Source organism: Streptomyces griseorubiginosus, from assembly GCF_001514195.1.
Classification (GTDB): domain Bacteria; phylum Actinomycetota; class Actinomycetes; order Streptomycetales; family Streptomycetaceae; genus Streptomyces; species Streptomyces griseorubiginosus.
The window spans coordinates 14,413-35,210 of sequence record NZ_KQ948749.1 but is presented as its reverse complement, the minus strand read 5'-3'; the positions used below and the strand labels follow the sequence as shown (position 1 = coordinate 35,210).

The 20,798-nt window shown below is 72.0% G+C and carries 18 protein-coding genes; 7 read left to right on the top strand and 11 right to left on the bottom strand.

Annotated elements, in window-relative coordinates:
* Positions 1–3: 3 nt before the first annotated feature.
* Positions 4–1,200 (bottom strand): MFS transporter, encoded by a 1,197-nt coding sequence (locus tag AQJ54_RS40620; RefSeq protein WP_062246374.1) that lies wholly within the window; start codon positions 1,198–1,200, stop codon positions 4–6.
* Positions 1,201–1,316: 116 nt separating this feature from the next.
* On the opposite strand from AQJ54_RS40620, the gene AQJ54_RS40615 reads away from it, so the two are divergent.
* The gene (locus tag AQJ54_RS40615; RefSeq protein WP_062030781.1) at positions 1,317–1,907 is read left to right on the top strand and encodes a TetR/AcrR family transcriptional regulator; all 591 of its coding nucleotides are present in this window, start codon (positions 1,317–1,319) and stop codon (positions 1,905–1,907) included.
* 37 nt (positions 1,908–1,944) lie between these two features.
* Here the strand turns inward: AQJ54_RS40615 and AQJ54_RS40610 are convergent, their stop codons facing one another.
* Positions 1,945–3,087 carry a serine hydrolase domain-containing protein gene (locus AQJ54_RS40610; RefSeq protein ID WP_062246372.1) on the bottom strand — a complete coding sequence of 381 codons (1,143 nt, stop codon included), beginning with the start codon at positions 3,085–3,087 and terminating at the stop codon, positions 1,945–1,947.
* A 297-nt stretch (positions 3,088–3,384) separates the two neighbouring features.
* Here AQJ54_RS40610 and AQJ54_RS40605 point away from each other — a divergent pair, with 297 nt between their 5' ends.
* A complete protein-coding gene (locus AQJ54_RS40605; RefSeq protein ID WP_062246370.1) occupies positions 3,385–3,888 on the top strand; it encodes a GNAT family N-acetyltransferase in 504 nt (167 codons plus the stop codon).
* 30 nt (positions 3,889–3,918) lie between these two features.
* On the opposite strand, the gene AQJ54_RS40600 is transcribed toward AQJ54_RS40605, so the two are convergent.
* The 6 genes from AQJ54_RS40600 to AQJ54_RS40575 all read right to left on the bottom strand — a co-directional run bounded on the left by AQJ54_RS40600 (position 3,919) and on the right by AQJ54_RS40575 (position 13,582).
* Positions 3,919–4,740: a class I SAM-dependent methyltransferase gene (locus tag AQJ54_RS40600; RefSeq protein WP_062246368.1), complete on the bottom strand. Its 822-nt coding sequence runs from the start codon at positions 4,738–4,740 to the stop codon at positions 3,919–3,921.
* Between the two features lie 265 nt (positions 4,741–5,005).
* Positions 5,006–6,811 carry a serine/threonine-protein kinase gene (locus tag AQJ54_RS40595; protein WP_062246367.1) on the bottom strand — a complete coding sequence of 602 codons (1,806 nt, stop codon included), beginning with the start codon at positions 6,809–6,811 and terminating at the stop codon, positions 5,006–5,008.
* A gap of 161 nt (positions 6,812–6,972) precedes the next feature.
* The gene (locus tag AQJ54_RS40590) at positions 6,973–9,402 is read right to left on the bottom strand and encodes a SpoIIE family protein phosphatase (RefSeq protein ID WP_248845568.1); all 2,430 of its coding nucleotides are present in this window, start codon (positions 9,400–9,402) and stop codon (positions 6,973–6,975) included.
* 52 nt (positions 9,403–9,454) lie between these two features.
* A complete protein-coding gene (locus tag AQJ54_RS40585; protein ID WP_062246365.1) occupies positions 9,455–10,300 on the bottom strand; it encodes an RNA polymerase sigma factor SigF in 846 nt (281 codons plus the stop codon).
* 359 nt (positions 10,301–10,659) lie between these two features.
* Complete coding sequence (locus tag AQJ54_RS40580) at positions 10,660–12,951, bottom strand: FdhF/YdeP family oxidoreductase (RefSeq protein WP_062246363.1); 2,292 nt, start codon at positions 12,949–12,951, stop codon at positions 10,660–10,662.
* Between the two features lie 82 nt (positions 12,952–13,033).
* Entirely contained in the window at positions 13,034–13,582 is a 549-nt protein-coding gene (locus tag AQJ54_RS40575; RefSeq protein WP_062246361.1) for an SRPBCC family protein, read from the bottom strand.
* A gap of 229 nt (positions 13,583–13,811) precedes the next feature.
* Between AQJ54_RS40575 and AQJ54_RS40570 the strand changes: the two genes are divergently transcribed.
* Positions 13,812–14,093: a GlsB/YeaQ/YmgE family stress response membrane protein gene (locus AQJ54_RS40570; protein ID WP_062030797.1), complete on the top strand. Its 282-nt coding sequence runs from the start codon at positions 13,812–13,814 to the stop codon at positions 14,091–14,093.
* A 119-nt stretch (positions 14,094–14,212) separates the two neighbouring features.
* Here AQJ54_RS40570 and AQJ54_RS40565 read toward each other — a convergent pair whose 3' ends face one another.
* From AQJ54_RS40565 to AQJ54_RS40555, 3 genes are all read right to left on the bottom strand, one after another.
* Positions 14,213–15,076: an alpha/beta fold hydrolase gene (locus tag AQJ54_RS40565; protein ID WP_062246360.1), complete on the bottom strand. Its 864-nt coding sequence runs from the start codon at positions 15,074–15,076 to the stop codon at positions 14,213–14,215.
* A gap of 69 nt (positions 15,077–15,145) precedes the next feature.
* Positions 15,146–16,057, bottom strand: a complete 912-nt coding sequence (locus AQJ54_RS40560; RefSeq protein ID WP_062246358.1) for an SDR family oxidoreductase — start codon at positions 16,055–16,057, stop codon at positions 15,146–15,148.
* Positions 16,058–16,378: 321 nt separating this feature from the next.
* The gene (locus AQJ54_RS40555; protein ID WP_062246356.1) at positions 16,379–17,155 is read right to left on the bottom strand and encodes an SDR family oxidoreductase; all 777 of its coding nucleotides are present in this window, start codon (positions 17,153–17,155) and stop codon (positions 16,379–16,381) included.
* A gap of 78 nt (positions 17,156–17,233) precedes the next feature.
* On the opposite strand from AQJ54_RS40555, the gene AQJ54_RS40550 reads away from it, so the two are divergent.
* The 4 genes from AQJ54_RS40550 to AQJ54_RS40535 all read left to right on the top strand — a co-directional run bounded on the left by AQJ54_RS40550 (position 17,234) and on the right by AQJ54_RS40535 (position 20,784).
* A complete protein-coding gene (locus tag AQJ54_RS40550; RefSeq protein WP_062246354.1) occupies positions 17,234–18,001 on the top strand; it encodes an enoyl-CoA hydratase family protein in 768 nt (255 codons plus the stop codon).
* Entirely contained in the window at positions 17,994–18,857 is an 864-nt protein-coding gene (locus tag AQJ54_RS40545; protein ID WP_062246555.1) for a CoA transferase subunit A, read from the top strand. The genes AQJ54_RS40550 and AQJ54_RS40545 overlap by 8 nt, the downstream gene beginning before the upstream one ends.
* Positions 18,858–18,958: 101 nt before the next feature.
* Positions 18,959–19,684, top strand: coding sequence for a CoA-transferase subunit beta (locus AQJ54_RS40540; protein WP_062246557.1), 726 nt, complete (start codon positions 18,959–18,961; stop codon positions 19,682–19,684).
* Positions 19,681–20,784 (top strand): NAD(P)H-dependent flavin oxidoreductase, encoded by a 1,104-nt coding sequence (locus AQJ54_RS40535; RefSeq protein ID WP_062246352.1) that lies wholly within the window; start codon positions 19,681–19,683, stop codon positions 20,782–20,784. Before AQJ54_RS40540 ends, AQJ54_RS40535 begins: the two co-directional genes overlap by 4 nt.
* The last annotated feature ends 14 nt before the right edge of the window (positions 20,785–20,798 follow it).

Here is a 20,798-nt window from a genome sequence, read left to right as displayed (position 1 = left end):
GGATCAGGCGTCGACCGGTACGGAGGCGCGGTCGCGGGTGTCGGCGGCCGGGGCGATGAGGATCGCGGAGGCGACGAACACCAGGACCACGATCATCGCCGAGCGCAGCCCGTAGTGGTCGCCCAGGAACCCGAGCGCCGGCGGTCCGACGAGGAAGGCGACGTAACCGATGATGGCGACGAGCGAGACCCGCGCGGTCTGTTCGGGGCCCGAGTCGCCGGCCGCCGACAGCGCCACCGGGAAGCCGAGGGAGGCCCCGAGCCCCCAGAACAGCACCGAGGCCGCCGCTATGACGACGTTGTCGGAGAAGATCACGAGGACCAGGCCGACGGCACCGGAGACGGCACTCGCCCGGACGACCGCGGCCCGCCCGAAGCGGACGAGGAAGTACGTGCCGCAGAAGCGGCCCAGGGTCATCGCGGCGGCGAAACCGACGTAGACGAGCGATCCGGCGGTGGCGTCCAGGCCGTGGCCGTCCACCATGAGCAGCGGCAGCCAGTCGTTGGCCGCCCCTTCGGCCAGAGCCATGGCGAGCACGATCGCGCCGATGAGGAGCAGCTTCCGGTCCTTCCAGACCTGCGCTGCCGCGCCCTTGACCGGCTCGGCCGTGCGGGTCCCGGTGCTCACGCCGACGCCCCCCACCAGCGCCCGTGAGGCATGGAGCAGCATCCCCGTGGCGACCAGGGCGACCACGCCGAGGTGCCAGGGGACGGGAACCTCTGCCGCCGTCGCCGTCATTCCGGCAAGGGCGCCGATCACCGTGCCCAGACTGAAGCAGCCGTGCAGAGTCGGCAGCACGGGCCGTCCGGTGATCCGTTCCACGTCGGCGCCGTCCACGTTGATGGCGACCTCGCCCGCCCCGATGCCCGCGCCGAACAGGAAGAGGCCGGTCGTGACCAGGGGAGCCGACGCGGCGGCGCTGCCCGCCCCGATGACACCCGTGGCCGCGACGATCAGGCCGGTGCCCAGGAGGATCACGGGCCGGGTGCCGAGGCGCGCCACGAGCCGGCCGGAACACAGGATGCCCAGCATGGATCCCACGGACAGACCGAACAGGATCAGCCCCATCTGCCCGGTGGACGCGCCCAGTCGGTCCCGCACGTCCGGTGTGCGCGTGACCCAGGAGGACAGGGCGATGCCCGGGAGGAAGAAGAAGAGGTACAGGGCCTGTCGGCGCCGGCGCACGGCGGGGGCTGTCAAGAGAGGGCTCCGCGGGGTTCGGAAGAATGGCGGGCAGGTGACGGGTCCCGCGCACATCGGGTATGCACAAATGTACATAACCTCCGGGCGCGGGAGAAGAGAGGGCGGACCACCAGATGACCGGCAGCAACCGCGGCCCCAACGACCCACTGCGCCGCGAGCGCATCCTCGACGCCGCCCTTGACGTCATCGCCGAGCACGGCGCCATCAAGGTGACCTACCGCAGGATCGCGGCCGCCGCGGGGGTGCCGCTCGGATCGCTCACCTACTACTTCGACGACATGCAGCACCTGCTGACCGAGGCCTTCACCCGCCTTGCCGAGTCCGTCTCCTCGCGCTACGGCGCCCTGCTGACGGCGGCGCGCACTCCCGAGGAGGCGCAGGAGGCCGTCGTCGAGATCATCTGCGGCAAGGTCTGGGGCACCGACCGCAATCTGCTGCTCAGCTACGAGCTGTACGCCTTCGCCACCCGCCACCCCGAGCTGCGGACGGTCATGCGCTCCTGGATGCAGGCCAGCCGGGACTCCCTGGCCCGGCACTTCGACCCGCTCACGGCCCGGGCCCTGGACGCGCTCGTGGAGGGTTTCTCCATCCACAACTCCGTCGACGCCCGGCCCACGGACCGCGCGGGCGTGGCCGCGGTCGTCCGGGCCGTGGTGGACCGCCGTACGGCGCCGACGGCGGCCGGGCCGGGGCTCCGCGAGTAGTTCCCGCCGGGGCGCCGGCCCGATACCGCACCGCCCGCTACTGGAGAGGCGCTGGCCGGTCGTAGACGTGGTCCGGTGTCACGATCTCAGTGATCGCCCGCGCGAGCAGTGACGACGGTTCCTGGCCCTGGTACAGGATGTCCGTGTTGATCATCAGCACCAGGGTGGCCTGCCGCGAGGGCAGGTACACGGTCACGGTCTCGTAGCCGGGGATGGAGCCGTTGTGCCCGATCCAGCCGCCGCTCTCGAAGATGCCGAGGCCGTAGCGCAGGCCCGGGTGCCCGGTGGGCAGCATCTTCAGCCTCTCGGCCTGGGTCTTCGGCCGAAGCAGCGTGCCGGTGGCGACGATCTTCGCCCAGCGGTGCAGGTCGTTCAGGTCGGAGATCATCGCCCCGGCGGCCCAGGCCCAGCTCGGGTTCCAGTTCGTGCTGTCGGCGACCTCACCGCTCAGCGTCTGGTTGGTGTAGCCGTGCGGGTGCGGCCGAGGGAACTTGAAGGTCTCGGGCAGCAGCGTGTGGGGCAGCCGCGCCGGGCGCAGCACCCGCCTCTCGAGGAAGTCGGCGAGCGTGCGCCCGCTGACCCGCTCGACCACCAGCCCGAGCAGCACGAGGTTGGTGTTGGAGTACTGGAACTGCGTGCCCGGCGCGAAGGTGTTCCGGTGCTTGAAGCCGTACGCCAGCACCTGCCGCGGGGTGAACGAGCGCTTCGGGTCGCTCAGCAGATCGTGCTGGAAGTCCGCGTCATCGGTGTACGGGAAGAGACCGCTGCGCATCTCGGCGAGGTGGCGCAGCGTGATGTGCTTCCCGTCGGGCACCCCGTGGACGTAGTCCGAGATCGGGTCGTCGAGCCCGATCCGGCCGTCGTCGACGAGTTCGAGCAGCGCGGTGACCGTGAAGGTCTTGGTCTCGCTGCCGATGCGGACGAACACGTCGGTCCTCATGGGTGCGCCGGTGGCCTTGTTCGCGACGCCCGTCGCGCGGACGTAACTGCCCTCGCCCGGCATCCACAGTCCCGCGACGACCCCGGGAATCCCGGCCTGCCGGCGGACCTTCTCGATCGCCTTGTCCAGCCGTGCGGCCAGCGCGCGGTCGAGTTGCCGCGGCGGGCAGTCGTCGTCCACGTACCGGTGCGGAGGCTTCGCCTGCACGGCGGTGGCGGGGGTCGCCGCCATCGGAGACATCACGGACGCCACGAGCAGCGCCGCGGCGCAGAGGCGGCGGGCGGGGGCCCGGCGTGCGGGGAAACGACAGGCGGGGGTACGACGTCTCACGTCTCGGTGCCTCTTCCGGTTCTGGGCTGCTGCCCCGGGGAGCGGTTCGTCACCATCGCTGCCCCGGCCACGCCGCCCGCGCCCGGTCGGCCCCGGGCGAGTCCACCCGTTCGGCGCCGCCCGAGTCGCTCCGACGCACTAGCGGGGGTAGGGAGACGGGACCCCCGGGAGTGCGGAACCTGACCTTCGGCATGTGATCCTGACGCCATGACCGATCAGCAGCCCCTTGTCACCGTCCGCCCGTCGGAGCGGACCATCGCGGCCGACGACGGCCTGGCCGCGCTGCTGGCGGCCTACCACCTGCGGACGCAGGCCGAGAAGGGGGAAGCCGTCGCCGACGTGGACGACCTCCCCGACCGCTACCGGGCCGAGATCTCCGACCCGTGGACCGCGTTCGCGGACGATGTCGTCCTGGTGGCCCGCCTCGGGGACGCCGCTGTGGGCTGTCTGGTCGTGACCGCCCCGGCCGACGGGCAGTCGGAGATCAAGAGGCTCTGGACGGACCCCGCGTTCCGCGGCCGCGGCATCGCGTCCGGACTCCTCGAAGCGGCCCTCGCGCACACCACGGAACACGGCGTCGACACCGTGCGGTTGTCGGTCTGGCAGTGGCGCACCGGGGCGATCGCGCTCTACGAACGCTTCGGCTTCACCGTCACCGAGTCATGGGACGCACGGGACCGCCTGGTGTGCATGCGGCGCACCGCGGCCTGAGCCCCCGCAGTGCGCCGCAGCCCCGCGCTGTCACTCCGCGGGGCCGGGTTTCCAGCCCCAGGCAGTGAGCATGCCGGCCGACAGGGCCGCACATTCGTCGGAGTCCAGGTAGAGGAGCGCCGCGTCGATGGTGTCGTCGTCGACCGTGCCGGTGGCGAGCATCGCCTCCCGGCTGCGTTCCCAGGTGTCCGCCCAGAAGCGGCTGATGGGGCTGCCGGGTGTCAGCGGGGGCACGTACAGCTCGGCCGCGGCGCGCACCAGCCCCGCCCCGCGCAGCAGTTGGGGACAGGAGGGCACCCAGGAGACGTCGGTGCCGATGCCGGCGCGCAGCCCGAGCCACATCGCCCGCATCACCTCGGTGTACGGCGTGTCCGGGGTCCGCTCGTTCGTCAGGTCCACCGCGTCGCTCAGCACCAGTACACCACCGGGCGCGACGAGTTCGGCCAGGTTCGCGACGACCCGTTCCCGTTCGGGCAGGTGCATCAGCACGAAGCGGGCGTGGACGAGCCGGAACCGGCCGGTGACGAACCCCGGCGCGGTGATGTCGCTCTCCTGGACCTCCAGACCTGGCACGGGGCGCCGCGCGAGGAAGCGCACGTCACGGTCCACGGCCAGCACGCTGTCGACGCCGGCCTCTTCGAGCAGCCGGCGGGACACGGTGCCCGTGCCGGCCCCCACGTCCAGACAGCGCCACCCCGGACCGGCCCCGAGGGCCCGCAGTCGCGCCATGGTGATCTCGTCGTAGGCCAGCGCGCCGTAGTCGATGCGCTCGTCCTCGCCCTCCTGTTCGGGCCGGAAGACGTCCTCGCCGTAGCGGCCGCCACCTCCCTGGTCCTCCGCCGACGCCGCCATCAGATCGCCTCCGGCGCGCGGCGGTGCGGCGGGTGGGGACCGCCCGGTGGCCGCCGGCGGCACGGGCGGTGTCGCGACGTCTGAGGACGACCGAGGTGAGTGCCGTCGTACGGTTTCATGTCCGGACCTCTTCACGCAGCGGGGGGTACCCGGCGGCCCGTCCGGCGCCGCCGTCCGACCGATGTTCCCCGTGCGGCCGTCCGTGGCACCGAGGCGCGCCGCCTCTGAGCCGATCGGAGCAGGGGACAGTCGTACGGCGACGAGGTCACTCCGCGCTGCGCAGCGCGCTCCAGGTGTCGTGGGCGACGACGCCGTCCGGGCTCAGACCCCGGTCGCTCTGGAAGGCCTCGACGGCGGACTCGGTACCGGTCCCGAACTCACCGTCGACACCGCCGCCGCCCACGGCGTAGCCGCGCTCGGTCAGCATGCACTGCACCTGCCGCACCCGTTTGCCGCTGTCGCCGAGGCGGGTACGGCCGTTGCCGTTGTAGTAGGTGCACTCGGAGAGCCAGGGCGCGGTGCCCGGACCCGTGGTGGTGCTGTCGTCGGACGGCGTGGGCGAGGAGGAGGCGTCCGGTGCGTCAGCGGGCGCGGAGGCCTCGTCGCTCTGGCCGTCGGCCGGACTCGAGGCCACGGACCGCTCCGGGTCGGGGTCGGCGTCCGCGTCGGGCTTTCCGCCCTCGGTCGCCTCCTCGTTCAGAGAGCCGTCCAGGTCAGGTCGGGACTGTCCGCCGGAGGTCACGGATCCGGGACGGGCCGAGGCGTTGCGGGGCGCGCCGCCGATGGCCCGGACACCGTCGGTCTCCTGGGCGGAGCCACCGCCCGGACCGTCGGGAAGGGTGAGCAGGACGGCCAGCCCGGCCACCACGCAGATCGCGAGAGCCGCGGCCACGACCCGCCAGGGCCTCTCCCGGAGCCGGGCGACGACCCCTACGGCACCGGAGGGCCGTTCGGCCGGCTCCGCCACCGATGCGGGCGGCTGTTCCGCCGACGCCGCCGGAAGGGGCACCACGGGCTCCGGGGCGGACGGGGCTGACGGACCCGGCAGGACGGGCTCAGGGACGGGCCGGAGCGGCCGCGGTGGCATGCTCTCCCGACCCCGAAGCCGGACCATGCTCGCGACCGGCATCCGATGCAAGGTCTCGTACGCCTGCTGCCGGGCCGCCACCTCCTCGCCCAGCGGCTCCGGCCACACGGACGGCAGGGCGCGCGCCCGGGCGGTCTCGATCAGATCCCGCGGAGTGGGCCGCTGCGCGGGCTCCTTGGCCAGGCAGGCGGTCAGCAGCGCGCCGAGCTCCGGGTCCACGGCCGCGATCTCACCGATCACCTCGGGGTTCGGCTCCTCGAACGCGACCCGGTGCATGACGTCGACACCGGTGCCGTCGCCGAACGGGGCGCGTCCGGCCGCCGCGTACACCAGGGTCCCGCCGAGGGAGAACAGGTCGGACGCCCCGTCCGACAGGCCTTCCCGTAAGTGTTCGGGAGACATGTAGGCCGGGGTCCCCACCCGGTTGCCCGTACCGGTGATGGCGCTCGCGTCCACGGCCTTGGAGATGCCGAAGTCGATCACATGGGCGCCCCGGACGGTCAGGAGCACGTTGGAGGGCTTGAGGTCCCGGTGCACGATCTCCTCGGCACCGAGGGCCGCGAGTGCCTGTCCCAGCTCCGCCACCAGCCGCCACACCGCGGCCGGCGCCAGCGCTCCGGCCTCCTGCACGGCCTCCGAGAGGTCGAAGCCGGGAAGGTACTCCGTGGCCATCCACAGCAGTTCGTCCTCGAAGCCCGTGCCGCACAGACGGGGCGCGTGCGGTGTGCGCAGCCGGGCGTGCACGGCCGCCTCGCGCTCGAACCGGCGCCGGAACCGGGGGTCCTCCGCGTACTCCGGTCTGATCACCTTCACCGCGACCAGACCGGGACTGTCGTCCGCGGGACGCGCGAGGTAGACCCGTCCCATGCCCCCGCTGCCCAGCAGGGCCACGGGCACGTACGGACCGACCCGCGGTGGGTCGGTGGGCCGCAAGGGTGAGGCGCCGGTCCGCCTCAGCGCCGCCGCCGAGTCGTCCGTCGGCACGGGCCGCTGTCCCGACAAGAAATCCCCCGAAGTCACATTCGATGCACGCCTGTTCGGCCCCCGTGAGGGACGAGGTTAACCCAGTCGATGCGCACAGTCAGCGATTCACTCACTTAAGTCACTTCGACCACGCCTGCGGCTCTCGCCCACCTGGTCCCGCTCTACGGGGTCCGCGGCAGGCTGATGTGGAGGGCGCACACGTCGTCGGGGTGGTCGGCGTGGGCCAGCGACATGTGCAGGGTGGTGAGGCTGTCCGGGCGGGAGGTGTCCAGGACCGCCGCGGCTGTCGTGGCCAGGGCGCTCAGGCCCGCGGTCAGGTCCTGCCCGGGGTGCTCGATCAGGCCGTCGGTGAACAGCAGCAGCTGGTCGTCCTCCTCCAGCCGCAGGGTGGCTTCCTCGAACACCGGGGTGGTGGTGGCGCCGAGGAGGATCCCGGCGGGCCGCTCGACGATCCGGGCCTCGCCGTCCCGCACCAGCAGCGGCGGCAGATGGCCGGCCTGCGCCCAGGTGAGGGTGCGGTCGGCGGGACGGTAGCGGGCCACGACCATCGTCGCGGTGGTGTGCCGGTCGCCCGGGGAGTGCAGGTGCATCAGGAGAGCGTTGAGCCGGGTGAGCGCGTCCGTCAGACTCGACCCGGTGATGATCATGCCCTTGGCCGTGAAGCGGAGCTGGGCCATCGTCGCGACGGCGTTGATGCCGTGCCCCATGACGTCCCCGATGACGAACAGGGCGTCCCCGTCGGGCAGTTCGATGGCGCTGTACCAGTCGCCGCCGACGCTGATGCCCCGCTCGGCCGGATGATAGAACGCGTTCGTCCACAGCCCGGCGAGCATGACGGGACCCGTGGGCAGCGGCAGCAGCGCCTGCTGGAGCCGGGCCGCCATCCTGCGTTCGGCCTGGAGCAGTCCGCGCTGGGCGGAGACGGCGCGTTCGCTGCTGAGCAGGGCGAGTTCCGCGTCCCGCTGCCCGGAGAGGTCCTGGAAGAAGCCGTGGACCTCCAGCGGGGTGCCGTCCGCGTCGGTGATGGCCTCGGCGACGATCCGCAGATGCCGCACTCCCGCCCTGGTGGTGATGCGGAAGGGCTGGTCGATGGCGGTGCCGTCGCTCAGCAGCCGCTGCGCCGCCACCGTCAGCCCCGGCAGGTCCTCGGGCAGGACGCACTCGGGCAGTTCCTCCAGGCGCAGCGGTCCGAGGCTCCGGTCCCGGTCGAAGATCGTGAACACGTGCGGGGACCAGGTGATGGTGTCGCTGATGAGGTTCCAGTCGGCCCAGCCCAGATTGCCCAGCCGCTGGAGGGTGGCCAGGCGCTGCTCCTGCCGTGCCGTGATGTCGTGCCGGACCCAGGAGACGACGAGGTGCTCGCCGAGCCGGGCCACCCGCAGGGAGAAACTGGAGTGCCGCGGGATGCCGGCCACCACCTCCTCGTAGGTGAACGGCTCGCCCGCGAACGGCCGGCCCGTGGCCAGGACGTCCAGGTAGCCCTTCCACATCTCCGTACCGGCGAAGGTCGGATAGCACTCCAGCACCCGCAGGCCGACGAGTTGCCGTCCGGTACGGCCGGCGACGTCCACCGACTCGGGTGCCGCGGCCTCGATGCGGAAGTCCTCCACCACACCGTCGGCCGAGGACAGCGGGGAGAGCAGGATCACCGACCCCGGCAGTACGTCGAAGATCTGCTGCACGCTGTCGACGGACGGCTTGCGGCGGGAGACCTCCGAGTCGAGGGTCGTCAGCCGCCCCGCGCACAACTGCACCGCGGCCACGAGCAGTTCGCGTTCGGCAACCGTGAAGGGGCGGTCGGTGCCGCGCAGCACGGCGACGATCTCCTCGGTCTCACCGCCCATGTCCACCGGCAGCCAGGCCCGTGACGGCCACCGGCGCACGGTGTCCTCGGGCACCAGGAACGCCTCGTGCGGCTCGGGCCCCTCCGACCACAGCGGTTCCCGCGCGGGCCACGGATCGCGTACGGCGGTCCCGTCCCCGGCGACGGCCAGTCGCTGCCAGCGCACGGCGTCCACCCCGTCGATGCCGGCGTGCCCGGCCAGCCGCACAGTGTCGCCGGAGGCCAGATAGATCAGTACGGCACCGGCCTCGACGCCGTCCGAGAGGTGTTCCAGCAGACAGCGGGCCAGCTCGTGCCGGTCCCGCACGTTCGCCAGGCTCAGCCCTAGCCTGCCCAGCAGCGGCGCGGTGTCGCGGGGCGCGCCCGTCGGGGCGGGGCAGGGGGACGGCTCGGCGGGTACCAGGTACTGGGCCGAGTCGAACACCGAACCAGCGGTGTCGGTCTCCGGTCGCTGACGGCGCCGCCCGCGCCGCCGACGGACCGGACGGATGGCCCCCAGCGTCAGCCAGCACTCCTCCACGAGGGTGCGGCCGGCCTCGGCGGACCGGTCGAGGAGCAGTTCGTAGGCCTCCTGCGCGGAGCACCCCTCCTGCACCATCACGGCGCCCTTGGCCCGCTCCAGCACCGGAAGCAGGGCCGCGACCCGCTGAAGATCGACGATCTCGGCCCGCTGGCGTGCGACCACTTTCGCCAGCGCCGGGGAGTCGGACGCCGCTCCTCGCGGGGGCAGCTGTTCCCGTGACGTCACGCGTCGAGCATCGCACAGCCGACGGCCGTGGTCAGCAGGTGCGCCGACCGGGTCAGTGGGTGGGGAGCATCCCCTGGCGCAGCCGGGTCAGCGTGCGCGAGAGCAACCGCGAGACGTGCATCTGGGAGATGCCGAGGCGCTCGCCCATCTCCGACTGGGTGAGCTCCTCCACGAACCGCATGTGGATGATCAGCCGCTCGCGTTCCGTGAGGCCGGCGATGAGGGGAGCCAGCGCGTGGAAGTCCTCCACCAGTTCCAGGGCGGTGTCGTCGGCGCCGATGAAGTCCTGGAGGACCGACTCGCCGTCCTGGCTGCCGCTGATGGTGGCGTCCAGGGAGGCGGAGTTGTAGCCGTTGGCGGCGATGCGCGCCTCGATGACCTCGTCCTCGGGCAGGCTCATCAGTTCCGACAGTTCCTTCACCGTCGGGGTGCGGCCGAGGCGGCTGCGGAGTTCCTCGGTGGCGCGGGCCAGCTGGACGCGGGCCTCCTGGAGGCGGCGCGGCACGTGGACGGCCCAGGTGGTGTCGCGGAAGAACCGCTTGATCTCGCCGACTATGTAGGGGATGGCGAACGAGGTGAACTCCGCCTCGCGGGACAGCTCGAACCGGTCGATCGCCTTGATCAGACCGATCATGCCGACCTGGACGATGTCCTCCATCTCCTCCGGACCGCGGCTGCGGAACCGGCCGGCCGCGAAGCGGACCAGGGACATGTTCATCTCGATCAGCGTGTTGCGGGCGTACTGGTACTCCGGCGTGCCTTCTTCCAGGACGGCCAGCTGCTCGAAGAACAGCCGCGACAGCTGCCGCGCGTCCTTGGGCGCCACCTGGGAGGGCTCTGCCAGCTGGGGCAGCTCGGTGGTCCCCGGTGCGGACGCCGTCCTTGTCGTCACCGCCATGATCGTTCCCCTCCCGGAATCAAACCCTTGGTGCCGCCCACCCCGGCGGCCGACAAACCCGCGCCTACCCCGGGATCCAGGGTCCACTCCTGCTGTTCGGATGGCAATGTCGCGCGACGCCGGAAATGCTTTCCCGAACGTCTCGGAATGCGGCCCTGTGGGCCCGTCGGCCGCCGACGGCCGGGCCTCGTCGGACCTGCCACCGGCTCCGCCAGGTCGTGGTGGCGGGGCATGGGTGGTTCGGCCGACCGCCGGACTGCAACGCGCACGGGAACTGCCCGAACCGCCCCGGACCGATCACGACCGGCGGCAGCCGGTACACCCCGGCCGCCGCCACCATCCACCTGCCGTCCTGAGGGTCAGGCGCCGGACGGTTCGAGGCGGACCACGATGCCCTTCGAGGCGGGCTGGTTGCTGATGTCGGCGACGCTGTCCAGCGGGACCAGGACGTTGGTCTCGGGGTAGTAGGCCGCGGCGGAGCCCGGTGCCGTCGGGTAGGACACGATCGAGAAGTCCGCGGCCCGGCGCTCGGTGCCGTCCGCCGCGACACTGACGAGATCCACGTGGTCGCCCTGCGCCAGCCCCAGTCGGGAGAGGTCGGCCGAGTTGACCATGACGACGTGCCGGCTGCCGTGGATGCCCCGGTAGCGGTCGTTCAGCGTGTAGGGAACGGTGTTCCACTGGTCGTGCGAGCGCAGCGTCTGGAGCAGCAGATGGCCCTCGGGGGCCCGGGGGACCACCCGTTCGTTGCAGCTGAACATGGCCTTGCCGGACGCGGTGTCGAACACCCCCTCGTTGACCGGGTTGGGCAGCTGGAAGCCGCCGGGGCGGGTCACCCGCGCGTTGAAGTCGTGGAATCCCGGCACGATGCGCGCGATACGGTCGCGGATCGTGCCGTAGTCCGCCTCGAACCGGTCCCAGGGGATGTCCGCCTTGCCGTCGAGGGTGCGGCGGGCCAGCCGGCACAGGATGGCGACCTCGCTGAGCAGCAGCCGGGACGCCGGTTCCAGGCGGCCCTGGGAGGTGTGCACCTCGCTCATGGAGTTCTCCACGGTGACGAACTGCTCGCCGTCGGCCTGGACGTCACGCTCGGTGCGGCCGAGGGTCGGCAGGATCAGCGCGGTGTCCCCGCACACGGTGTGCGAACGGTTGAGCTTGGTGGAGATGTGGGCGGTCAGCCGGCACGAGCGCATCGCCTCCTCGGTGACCTCGCTGTCGGGAGCCGCTCGCACGAAGTTGCCGGCGAGGGCCAGGAACACCTTCACGCGGCCCTCGCGCATCGCCTTGATCGAGTTCACCGAGTCGAGGCCGTGCGGGCGCGGCGGGTCGAAGCCGAACTCCTTCTGGAGAGCGTCGAGGAACGCGTCCGGCATCTGCTCCCAGATGCCCATGGTGCGGTCGCCCTGCACGTTGCTGTGCCCGCGCACCGGGCAGGCGCCGGTACCGGCCCGCCCCAGATTACCGCGCAGCAGAAGGAAGTTGACGATCTCCCGGATCGTGGGCACGCCGTGCTTGTGCTGGGTGATGCCCATCGCCCAGCAGACGACGACCCGTTCGCTGCGCAGGACCTCGTCGCGGACCTTCTCGATCTCCTCGCGGGTCAGTCCGGTCGCCGTCCGCACCTCGTCCCAGTCGACGCTGCGGGCGTGCTCCACGAACTCGTCGAATCCGCTGGTGTGGGCGTCGATGAAGTCGTGGTCCAGCACGGTGCCGGGCCGGGCGTCCTCGGCCTCCAGCAGCAGCAGGTTCAGGGCCTGGAACAGGGCGAGGTCGCCGCCGGGCTTGATGTGCAGGAAGCGGTCGGCGATCTGGGTGCCGCGGCCGACGACACCGCGCGGTTTCTGCGGGTTCTTGAAGCGCCGCAGCCCCGCCTCGGGCAGCGGGTTGACCGCCACGATGCGGGCGCCGTTCCGCTTGGCCTCCTCCAGCGCGGAGAGCTGGCGCGGATGGTTGCTGCCCGGGTTCTGCCCCACCAGGAAGATCAGTTCGGCGTGGTGGAGGTCGTCGAGGCTGACGGTGCCCTTGCCGGTGCCCAGCGTCTCGCTCAGGGCGAAGCCGCTCGACTCGTGGCACATGTTGCTGCAGTCGGGCAGGTTGTTGGTGCCGAAGGCGCGGGCGAAGAGCTGGAGCACGAAGGCGGCCTCGTTGCTCGCCCGGCCCGAGGTGTAGAAGACCGCCTCGTCGGGGGAGTCCAGCGAGGTCAGCTCGCCGGCCAGCACGCCCAGGGCGTCCTGCCAGGCGATGGGCTCGTAGTGGTCGGAGCCCGGCCGCTTGATCATCGGCTCGGTGAGCCGGCCCTGCTGGTTGAGCCACATGTCGGAGCGCGCGGCGAGCTCGGACACGCTGTGCTCGCGGAAGAAGTCGGCGGTGATCCGGCGGGTCGTGGCCTCGTCGTTGATGTGCTTGGCGCCGTTCTCGCAGTACTCGTTGCGATGCCGGTTCCCCGGCTTCGGATCCGCCCAGGCGCAGCCGGGGCAGTCGATCCCGCCCACCTGGTTCATCGTCAGCAGGTCGACCCCGGTCCTGCGCGGTGAGGTCTGCTCCAGCGAGTACTCCAGCGCGTGCACGACTGCGGGAACCCCCGCCGCCCACTTCTTCGGCGGTGTCACCGAGAGGGTGTCCTCCGGCTCCTGACCTGACGGGTTCTGCATCGGTTCGCCTCTCTTCTGCTCTTCTGCGGGTCCGGAGCGCGGGCCTGGAACGCAGGTCCGGAACGCTGGTCGGAAACGCGGGTCAGCCGACGGGCCACCGGGCCACCCGGCTCCTCGGCGGTTCCGGGTGGTCGTGCTGGACGCGGCCGTTGCGGATCGTGCCGCGCCACGCGCCGCCCTCCTGCCCGACCCCCTCGATGTAGTCCTTGAAGCTCAGGAGCTCGCGGCGCACCGGCCGGGCGACCACCTGCGCGCCCTTGGACGAGCCCAGGAGCAGCTTCGCGACCCCGCGCGGCTCCAGACGGATCCGGACGGTGACCGCCGTGCCGCCCGACCGCGTCGGCCTGAACTGCACCTCGCCCTGATGGGAGGGGTGCTGGTCAAGACCGCGCCAGATCAGGCACGTGTCGGGGTCCTGCTCCACGATCTCCACCGCGAAACGGTGGCGCATCGGGCCGTAGCCGAGGGTCCACACGGTCACGGTGGGCCTGACCTGTTCGACGTCGTGCACGACGGTCGAGAACCGGGGGAAGGTCTTGAACTGCGTCCACTGGTTGTACGCCGTACGCACCGGAACGGCGACCTCGACGGTCTCCTCGACGTGCGGCCGCGAGTCGTGTGCGGGTGCCATCGTGGCCTCTCCTCCGGTCGGCGAACCGGGCTCACGCGCCCGGGCTTCTCTCCCGGTTCCCAGATCGCGCCCTTCGAGTCGCTCGAACACGCATGTGAACCGCTCGGGCCCGGCCTGCGCGCGACCTGTCGGCGAAACGGATTTCATAGGAAACGTTTGTATGCGCGCGGACGGTAAACACGATGTGCTGACGCAGTCCTTATCTCATGAAGGAAGAGGGACAGACACCATGGGAATCCTCGCGTGGATCATCATCGGCCTGCTCGCCGGAGCGATCGCCAAGGCCATCATGCCGGGCAAGGACCCCGGCGGTGTCATCATCACCATGCTCATCGGGATCGTGGGTGCCCTGCTCGGCGGGTGGCTGGGCAAGGTGATCTTCGGCGTCGACTCGGTCGACGGGTTCTTCGAGATCTCCACCTGGGTCGCCGCGATAGTCGGCTCCCTCATCCTGCTCGCCCTCTACCGTGTCTTCACCGGTAACCGAGGACGCTCCCACCGGCACGCCTGACGTCTCGTCGGTACCTACAGGTCGATAAATCGACCACTGCCCCGTGGGCCGGAATCCATCAATGGATTCCGGCCCACGGGGCTTTGCGCGTCCATCTGGAGTCACTGGAGTCACTGGAGTTACGACCCGTCTCCCGCCGTGTGCCGCACCAGGGCCGGGACGAAGGCGTCCCACACCGCCCTCGGCACGTCGTGCCCCGCCCCTTCCAGGACGAGCAGCTCCGCACCGGGGACCGCGTCGCGCAACGCCTCGCCGTGCGCCGGGGGCAGCAGCGGGTCGAGGTCGCCGTGCACCACGAGCGTGGGGGCCGTGATGTCGCCGAAGCCGCCCCGGGACGGCTCGTCGAACCCGATGGCGTAGTGGTTCACCAGCGTGGACGCGTAGTTCCTGGCACGTGCCACGTCCCGCTCGGCCAGCGCCCGGATCGCGGCCTCGTCGAAGTACGGCGAGCCGCCGGCGCACGCCCTCGCCCCGGCGACCACGTACGCGACGACCGCGGCAGGGTCGGCGGCATCCGGTGCGGGCGGCATGGCCAGGTCGGCGGCCGGCGGCGGCAGATCTGCGGCGCCGGTCGACGTCGAGACGAACGTCAGCGACGCGACCCGCTCGGGCCGGTCCACCCCGAGGAGCAGACCGATCCCGCCGAACATCGACTGACAGACCAGATGGGCGCGCTCGATGCCGAGGGCGTCCAGGATCCCCAGCACGTCCTGGGCCAGGTCGCCGTAGGTGTACGTCGGCCGCCCCGGCGGGCAGCAGGTCGAGCGGCCGGTGTCCCGGTGGTCGTAGCGCACCACGAACCGGCCACCGGCGGCGATCCGTTCGCACAGTTCGGCGTCCCACCACAGCATCGAGGCGCACGCCCCGGCGACCAGCACGATCGCCGGTGCCGAGGGGTCTCCGAAGGTCTCGACGCACAACTCGACACCGTTGACGCCGAGGAGTCGCTCGCCGGGGGAGTGAGGGGCGGTGCCGGAGGTCATACCCGCACGCTAGCCCGCACCGCCGGGCATCGTGGCCCACCGCACCGCCGCGTCGGCGAAGGGGTGGGCCTAGCCGGCCCCGTACACCGGCCGCGGCACCTCCGCCTCGGCCAGCAGTTGGAGCGCCGTCTCGCCCGCCTGCGCCGGGGTCCAGCGGGCTCCCTTGTCGACCGTGGGTCCGGGGCGCCAGCCCTCCATCACGGTGATCCGGCCGCCCTCGGCCTCGAAGACCCGTCCGGTCACCCCGGCGGACGCGGGGGAGGCAAGCCAGACGACCAGCGGGGAGACGTTCTCCGGGGCCATGGCGTCGAAGCCGCCATCGCCTGGGGCGGCCATGGTCTCGGCGAAGGTCGCCTCGGTCATCCGGGTGCGGGCGGCCGGGGCGACGGCGTTGACCTGGACGCCGTAGCGGGCCAGTTCGGCGGCCGCGACCAGCGTCAACCCGACGATTCCGGCCTTGGCCGCGCTGTAGTTCCCCTGTCCGACCGAGCCCAGCAGGCCGGCCCCGCTACTGGTGTTGACCACCCGCGCGGTCGGAGTCCGCCCGGCCTTCGCCTCCCCGCGCCAGTGCGCGGCGGCATGCTTCAACGGCAGGAAGTGGCCCTTGAGATGGACGCGCATGACGGCGTCCCAGTCGTCCTCGTCGAGGTTGACCAGCATCCGGTCGCGCAGGAACCCGGCGTTGTTGACCAGGGCGTCCAGCCGGCCGTACGACTCCAGGGCCATGCGGACGAGCGACGCGGCGCCCTCGGTCGTCGCGATGTCACCGCCGTGCGCGACCGCCCGTCCTCCGCGTGCCCGGATCTCCTCGACGACCTGCTGCGCGGGCCCGGCACCGCTTCCGGTCCCGTCGACGCCGACCCCGAGGTCGTTGACGACGACCGCGGCGCCTTCCGCCGCGAGGGCGAGCGCGTGCGCGCGGCCGAGTCCGCGGCCGGCGCCGGTGACGACGGCGACGCGTCCGGTGCACAGTCCGTTCATGGGGATCATCCTCACGTCGTGGGTGGGTGGCGGCTTACTGGTCGGGCGGCGGGGGTGGCAGGCGGGTCGGTCGTCGGTCGGGTTCGTGGGTTGGGCTGGGGACGACTCACTGGGTGGTCGGCGGACAGTGGTCGGTGGTCGGTGGTCGGTGGTCGGTGGTCGGTGGTCGGTGGTCGGTGGTCGGCGGACGGTGGTCCGCGGTCCGCGGTCCGCGGTCCGCGGTCGGGGGTCGGGGGTCGGCTGACGGCTCGCGGGTCGGGCGGCCGGACGACTCACTGATCGCTCGGCGGACGGCTCGTGGGTCCTCCGGCGGCCGCCGGATCAGTGGTTGGCGGTGGCCGCGTCGAGGAACGCCGGTCGCTCTCCGCCGCCGTGGACGAGGAGGCTCGCGCCGGAGATGTAGGAGGCGCGGTCGGAGGCGAGGAACGCGCAGGCGTCGCCCACTTCGGCGGGGTCGGCGAGCCGGCCGAGCGGGACGGTGCGTCCCACGGCGGCCACGCCCTCCTCGTCGCCGTAGTGCAGCCGGGCCAGTTCGGTGCGGACCATGCCCAGCACCAGGGTGTTGACCCGCACGAGCGGGGCCCACTCCACGGCCATCGTCCGCGCGAGCTGATCGAGCCCCGCCTTCGCGGCGCCGTAGGCCGCCGAACCGGGGGAGGGGCGGCTGCCGCTGACGCTCCCGATCATCACGATCGACCCGCCCCCGGGCTGCTCGCGCATCACCTCGTAGGCGGCCAGGGACGCGGTGAGCGGGGCCAGCAGGTTCAACTCGACCACGCGCGCGTGCCGTTGGGCCCCGCCCTCGTCCAGCATCCGGTACGGCGTGCCGCCCGCGTTGTTGACCAGGACGTCGAGACGGCCGCATTCCCGGCGCACCCGCTGGAAGAAGCCGGTCACCGCGTCGGCGTCCCTGAGGTCCAGCGGCAGGAACCGGGCCGTGCGCCCGCCGGCCCGCACCGACGTCTCCGGCGGGCGCCTGGCGCAGACCACGACCTCGGCGCCCGCCTCCAGCAGTGCCCGGGTGATGCCCGCGCCCACCCCGCGCGTGCCGCCGGTGACCACCGCGACCCTGCCGCCCAGCTCGATGACCGATGCCATGAGGCCCTCCCGGAGGGTGCGCTCCGCTGCTACCTTCGTGCCTAACAAACGTTTGGTGGAAAGGTAGCTGAATCGCTCATGGGTGTCTCCACCGCAGCCCCCGATGAGGGCGTTTCCGTCGTCAATGTCGACTTCCCACCGGTCAACGCCCTTCCCGTGCAGGGCTGGTACGAGCTCGCCGGCGCGGTGCGCGCGGCCGGGGCCGACCCCAAGGTGCGCTGTGTGGTGCTCACCGCCACCGGGCGCGGGTTCAACGCGGGCGCCGACATCAAGGAGATGCAGCGCACCGACGGCCACGCGGCCCTCGTCGGCACCAACCGCGGTTGCTACGAGGCGTTCGCGGCGGTGTACGACTGCGAGGTCCCGGTCGTCGCCGCCGTGCACGGGTTCTGCCTGGGCGGTGGCATCGGCCTGGTCGGCAACGCGGACGCGATCGTGGCGAGCGAGGACGCCACCTTCGGACTGCCCGAGCTGGACCGGGGCGCCCTCGGTGCGGCCACCCACCTGGCCCGCCTGGTGCCCCAGCACCTCATGCGGACCCTGTACTACACCTCGCGCACCGTCACCGCTCAGGAGCTGTACCGGCACGGCTCGGTGTGGCGCGTGGTGCCACGTGAGCAACTGACGGAGGCCGCAATGGAGTTGGCGCGCGAGATCGCGGCCAAGGACGGTCTGCTGATCCGCCTCGCGAAGGCGGCGATCAACGGCATCGACCCGGTGGACGTCCGCCGCAGCTACCGCTTCGAGCAGGGTTTCACCTTCGAGGCCAACCTCAGCGGTGTCTCCGACCGGTACCGCGACGCGTTCGTGGCGTCCAGGTCGTCGGAGGGTGGCGGCGGTGAGTGACAAGACGATGAGCGCCGAGGAGGCCGTCGGCCGCCTCCGCAGCGGCATGACCGTCGGCATCGGCGGCTGGGGATCGCGGCGCAAGCCGATGGCCCTGGTCCGCGCCCTCCTGCGGACCGACGTCACCGACCTCACCGTGGTCTCCTACGGCGGTCCGGACGTCGGACTCCTCGCCGCCGCCGGGAGGATCCGCAAACTGGTCGCCGCATTCGCCACCCTCGACTCCATCCCCCTGGAGCCGCATTTCACCGCGGCCCGCCAGCGGGGCGCCTTCGAACTGGAGGAGCTGGACGAGGCGATGTTCATGTGGGGCCTGACCGCGGCCGCGCAGCGCCTGCCGTTCCTGCCGGTCAGGGCGGCCCTCGGATCGGACGTCATGAAGGTCAACCCCCGTCTGCGGACCGTCACTTCGCCCTACGACGACGGTGAGGAGTTCGTCGCCGTCCCGGCCCTGCGGCTGGACGCGGCCCTCGTCCACCTCAACCGGGCGGACATCCGCGGCAACGCCCAGTACCTCGGCCCCGACCCCTACTTCGACGACCTCTTCTGCCAGGCCGCCGACACCGCCTACGTGTCCTGCGAGCAGATCGTCGACACCGCCGACCTGCTCAAGGACGCTGCCCCGCAGAGCCTGTTGATCAAGCGGGCCTTCGTGACCGGGGTCGTCGAGACGCCGGGCGGAGCCCACTTCACCTCCTGCACACCCGACTACGACCGCGACGAGCCCTTCCAGCGCGCCTACGCGCAGTCCGCCCGTGACCCGGAGGCCTGGCGGGCGTTCACGGACCGCTTCCTCTCCGGCGACGAACCGGCGTACCAGGCGGCGGTCACGGCATTCCACGAGGAGCGGACGTGAGCGCACCCCGGACGAACACACCGCCGACGAACACACCCCCGACCAACGCACCCGCAGCGGACGCCCCCACGACGAACGACGCGACCCGTGCCGAGTACTGCGTGGTGGCCTGCGCCGAGGCATGGCGGGACGCCGGCGAGATCCTCGCGAGTCCCATGGGCACCGTCCCGACCCTCGGGGCCCGGCTGGCCAGGCTCACCTTCGCCCCCGACCTGCTGCTCACCGACGGAGAGGCCCTGCTCATCGGCGACACCCCCGCCCTCGGCGCCCCACCCGAGACCGTGGAGGGCTGGCTGCCCTACCGCCAGCACCTGGCCCTGGTCGCCACCGGCCGACGGCACGTGATGATGGGCGCGAGCCAGATCGACCGCCACGGCAACCAGAACATCTCCTGCATCGGCGACTGGGCCCGCCCCACGCGGCAGTTGCTGGGAGTGCGGGGCGCACCCGTCAACACCCTGAACAACCCCACCAGTTACTGGGTCCCCAAGCATTCGCCCCGCGTCTTCGTCGAGCACGTCGACATGGTCAGCGGAGTCGGCTACGCCCGCGCCGCCGAGGCCGGCCCCTCCGCCACCCGCTACCACCGCATCCCCGAAGTCATCAGCAACCTCGGCGTGTTCGACTTCGACACCCCGGACCGCACCATGCGGCTGCGCTCGCTTCACCCCGGCGTCACCGTCGAACAGGTCCAGGAGGCCACGGGGTTCGCGCTCACCGTCCCCGCGGAGGTGCCGTACACCCGCGCACCCGACGCCGACGAACTGCGGCTGATCCGCGAGGTCCTGGACCCCGGGGACCTCCGCGCCCGCGAGGTCCCCGCATGAGCGAGGGCACCCTTCCCGCCGACGGCACCCCCGCCGACGGCACCCCCGCCGACGGCACCCTCCCCACCGCGCTCACCGCCCTCGTCGGCGTACGGCACCCGATCGTCCAGACCGGCATGGGGTGGGTGGCCGGACCACGGTTGGTGAGCGCCACGGCGAAGGCCGGCGCACTGGGGATCCTCGCCTCCGCCACCATGACCGTGCCTCAACTGCGGTCCGCCGTACGCGAGGTGAAGTCCCGCACCGACGCCCCGTTCGGGGTCAACCTGCGGGCCGACGCTTCGGACGCGGCCGAGCGGGTGCGCGTTCTGATCGACGAGGACGTGCGGGTGGCGTCCTTTGCGCTCGCGCCCGACCGGGAGTTGATCGCCCGCCTCAAGGACGCGGGCGTGGTCGTCATCCCCTCGGTCGGCGCCCGCCGCCACGCCGAGAAGGTGGCGGGCTGGGGCGCCGACGCGGTGCTCGTGCAGGGCGGAGAGGGGGGCGGCCACACGGGCAGCGTGGCCACCACCGTGCTGCTGCCCCAGGTCGTCGACGCCGTCGACATCCCGGTGATCGCGGCCGGCGGCTTCCGCGACGGACGCGGCCTGGTCGCCGCGCTCGCCTACGGCGCTTCCGGCATCGCCATGGGCACCCGCTTCCTGCTGACCTCCGACAGCACGGTCCCGGACCCGGTCAAGGCCCGCTATCTGGCCGCGGGCGTGCAGGACGTCACCGTCACCACCAAGGTCGACGGCCTGCCGCACCGGATGCTGCGCAGCGAACTCGTCGACACACTGGAGCGCGCGGGCCGCATTCGTGCGCTCGCCCGCGCCCTGCGCCATGCGTCCGCCTTCAAACGGGAGTCCGGCCTGAGCTGGACCGCCATGGTCCGCGACGGTCTGTCCATGAAGCACGGCAAGGACCTGACCTGGAGCCAGGTCCTGCTCGCCGCGAACACGCCCATGATGCTGAAGGCGGCGATGGTGGACGGCCGCACGGACCTCGGCGTGATGGCCTCCGGTCAGGTCGCCGGCCTGATCGACGACCTGCCCTCCTGCGCCGAACTGGTGGACGACATCATGGCGGAGGCACTGAAGACGTTGAAGCGACTGACCTGACCCCGTTCGGCCGG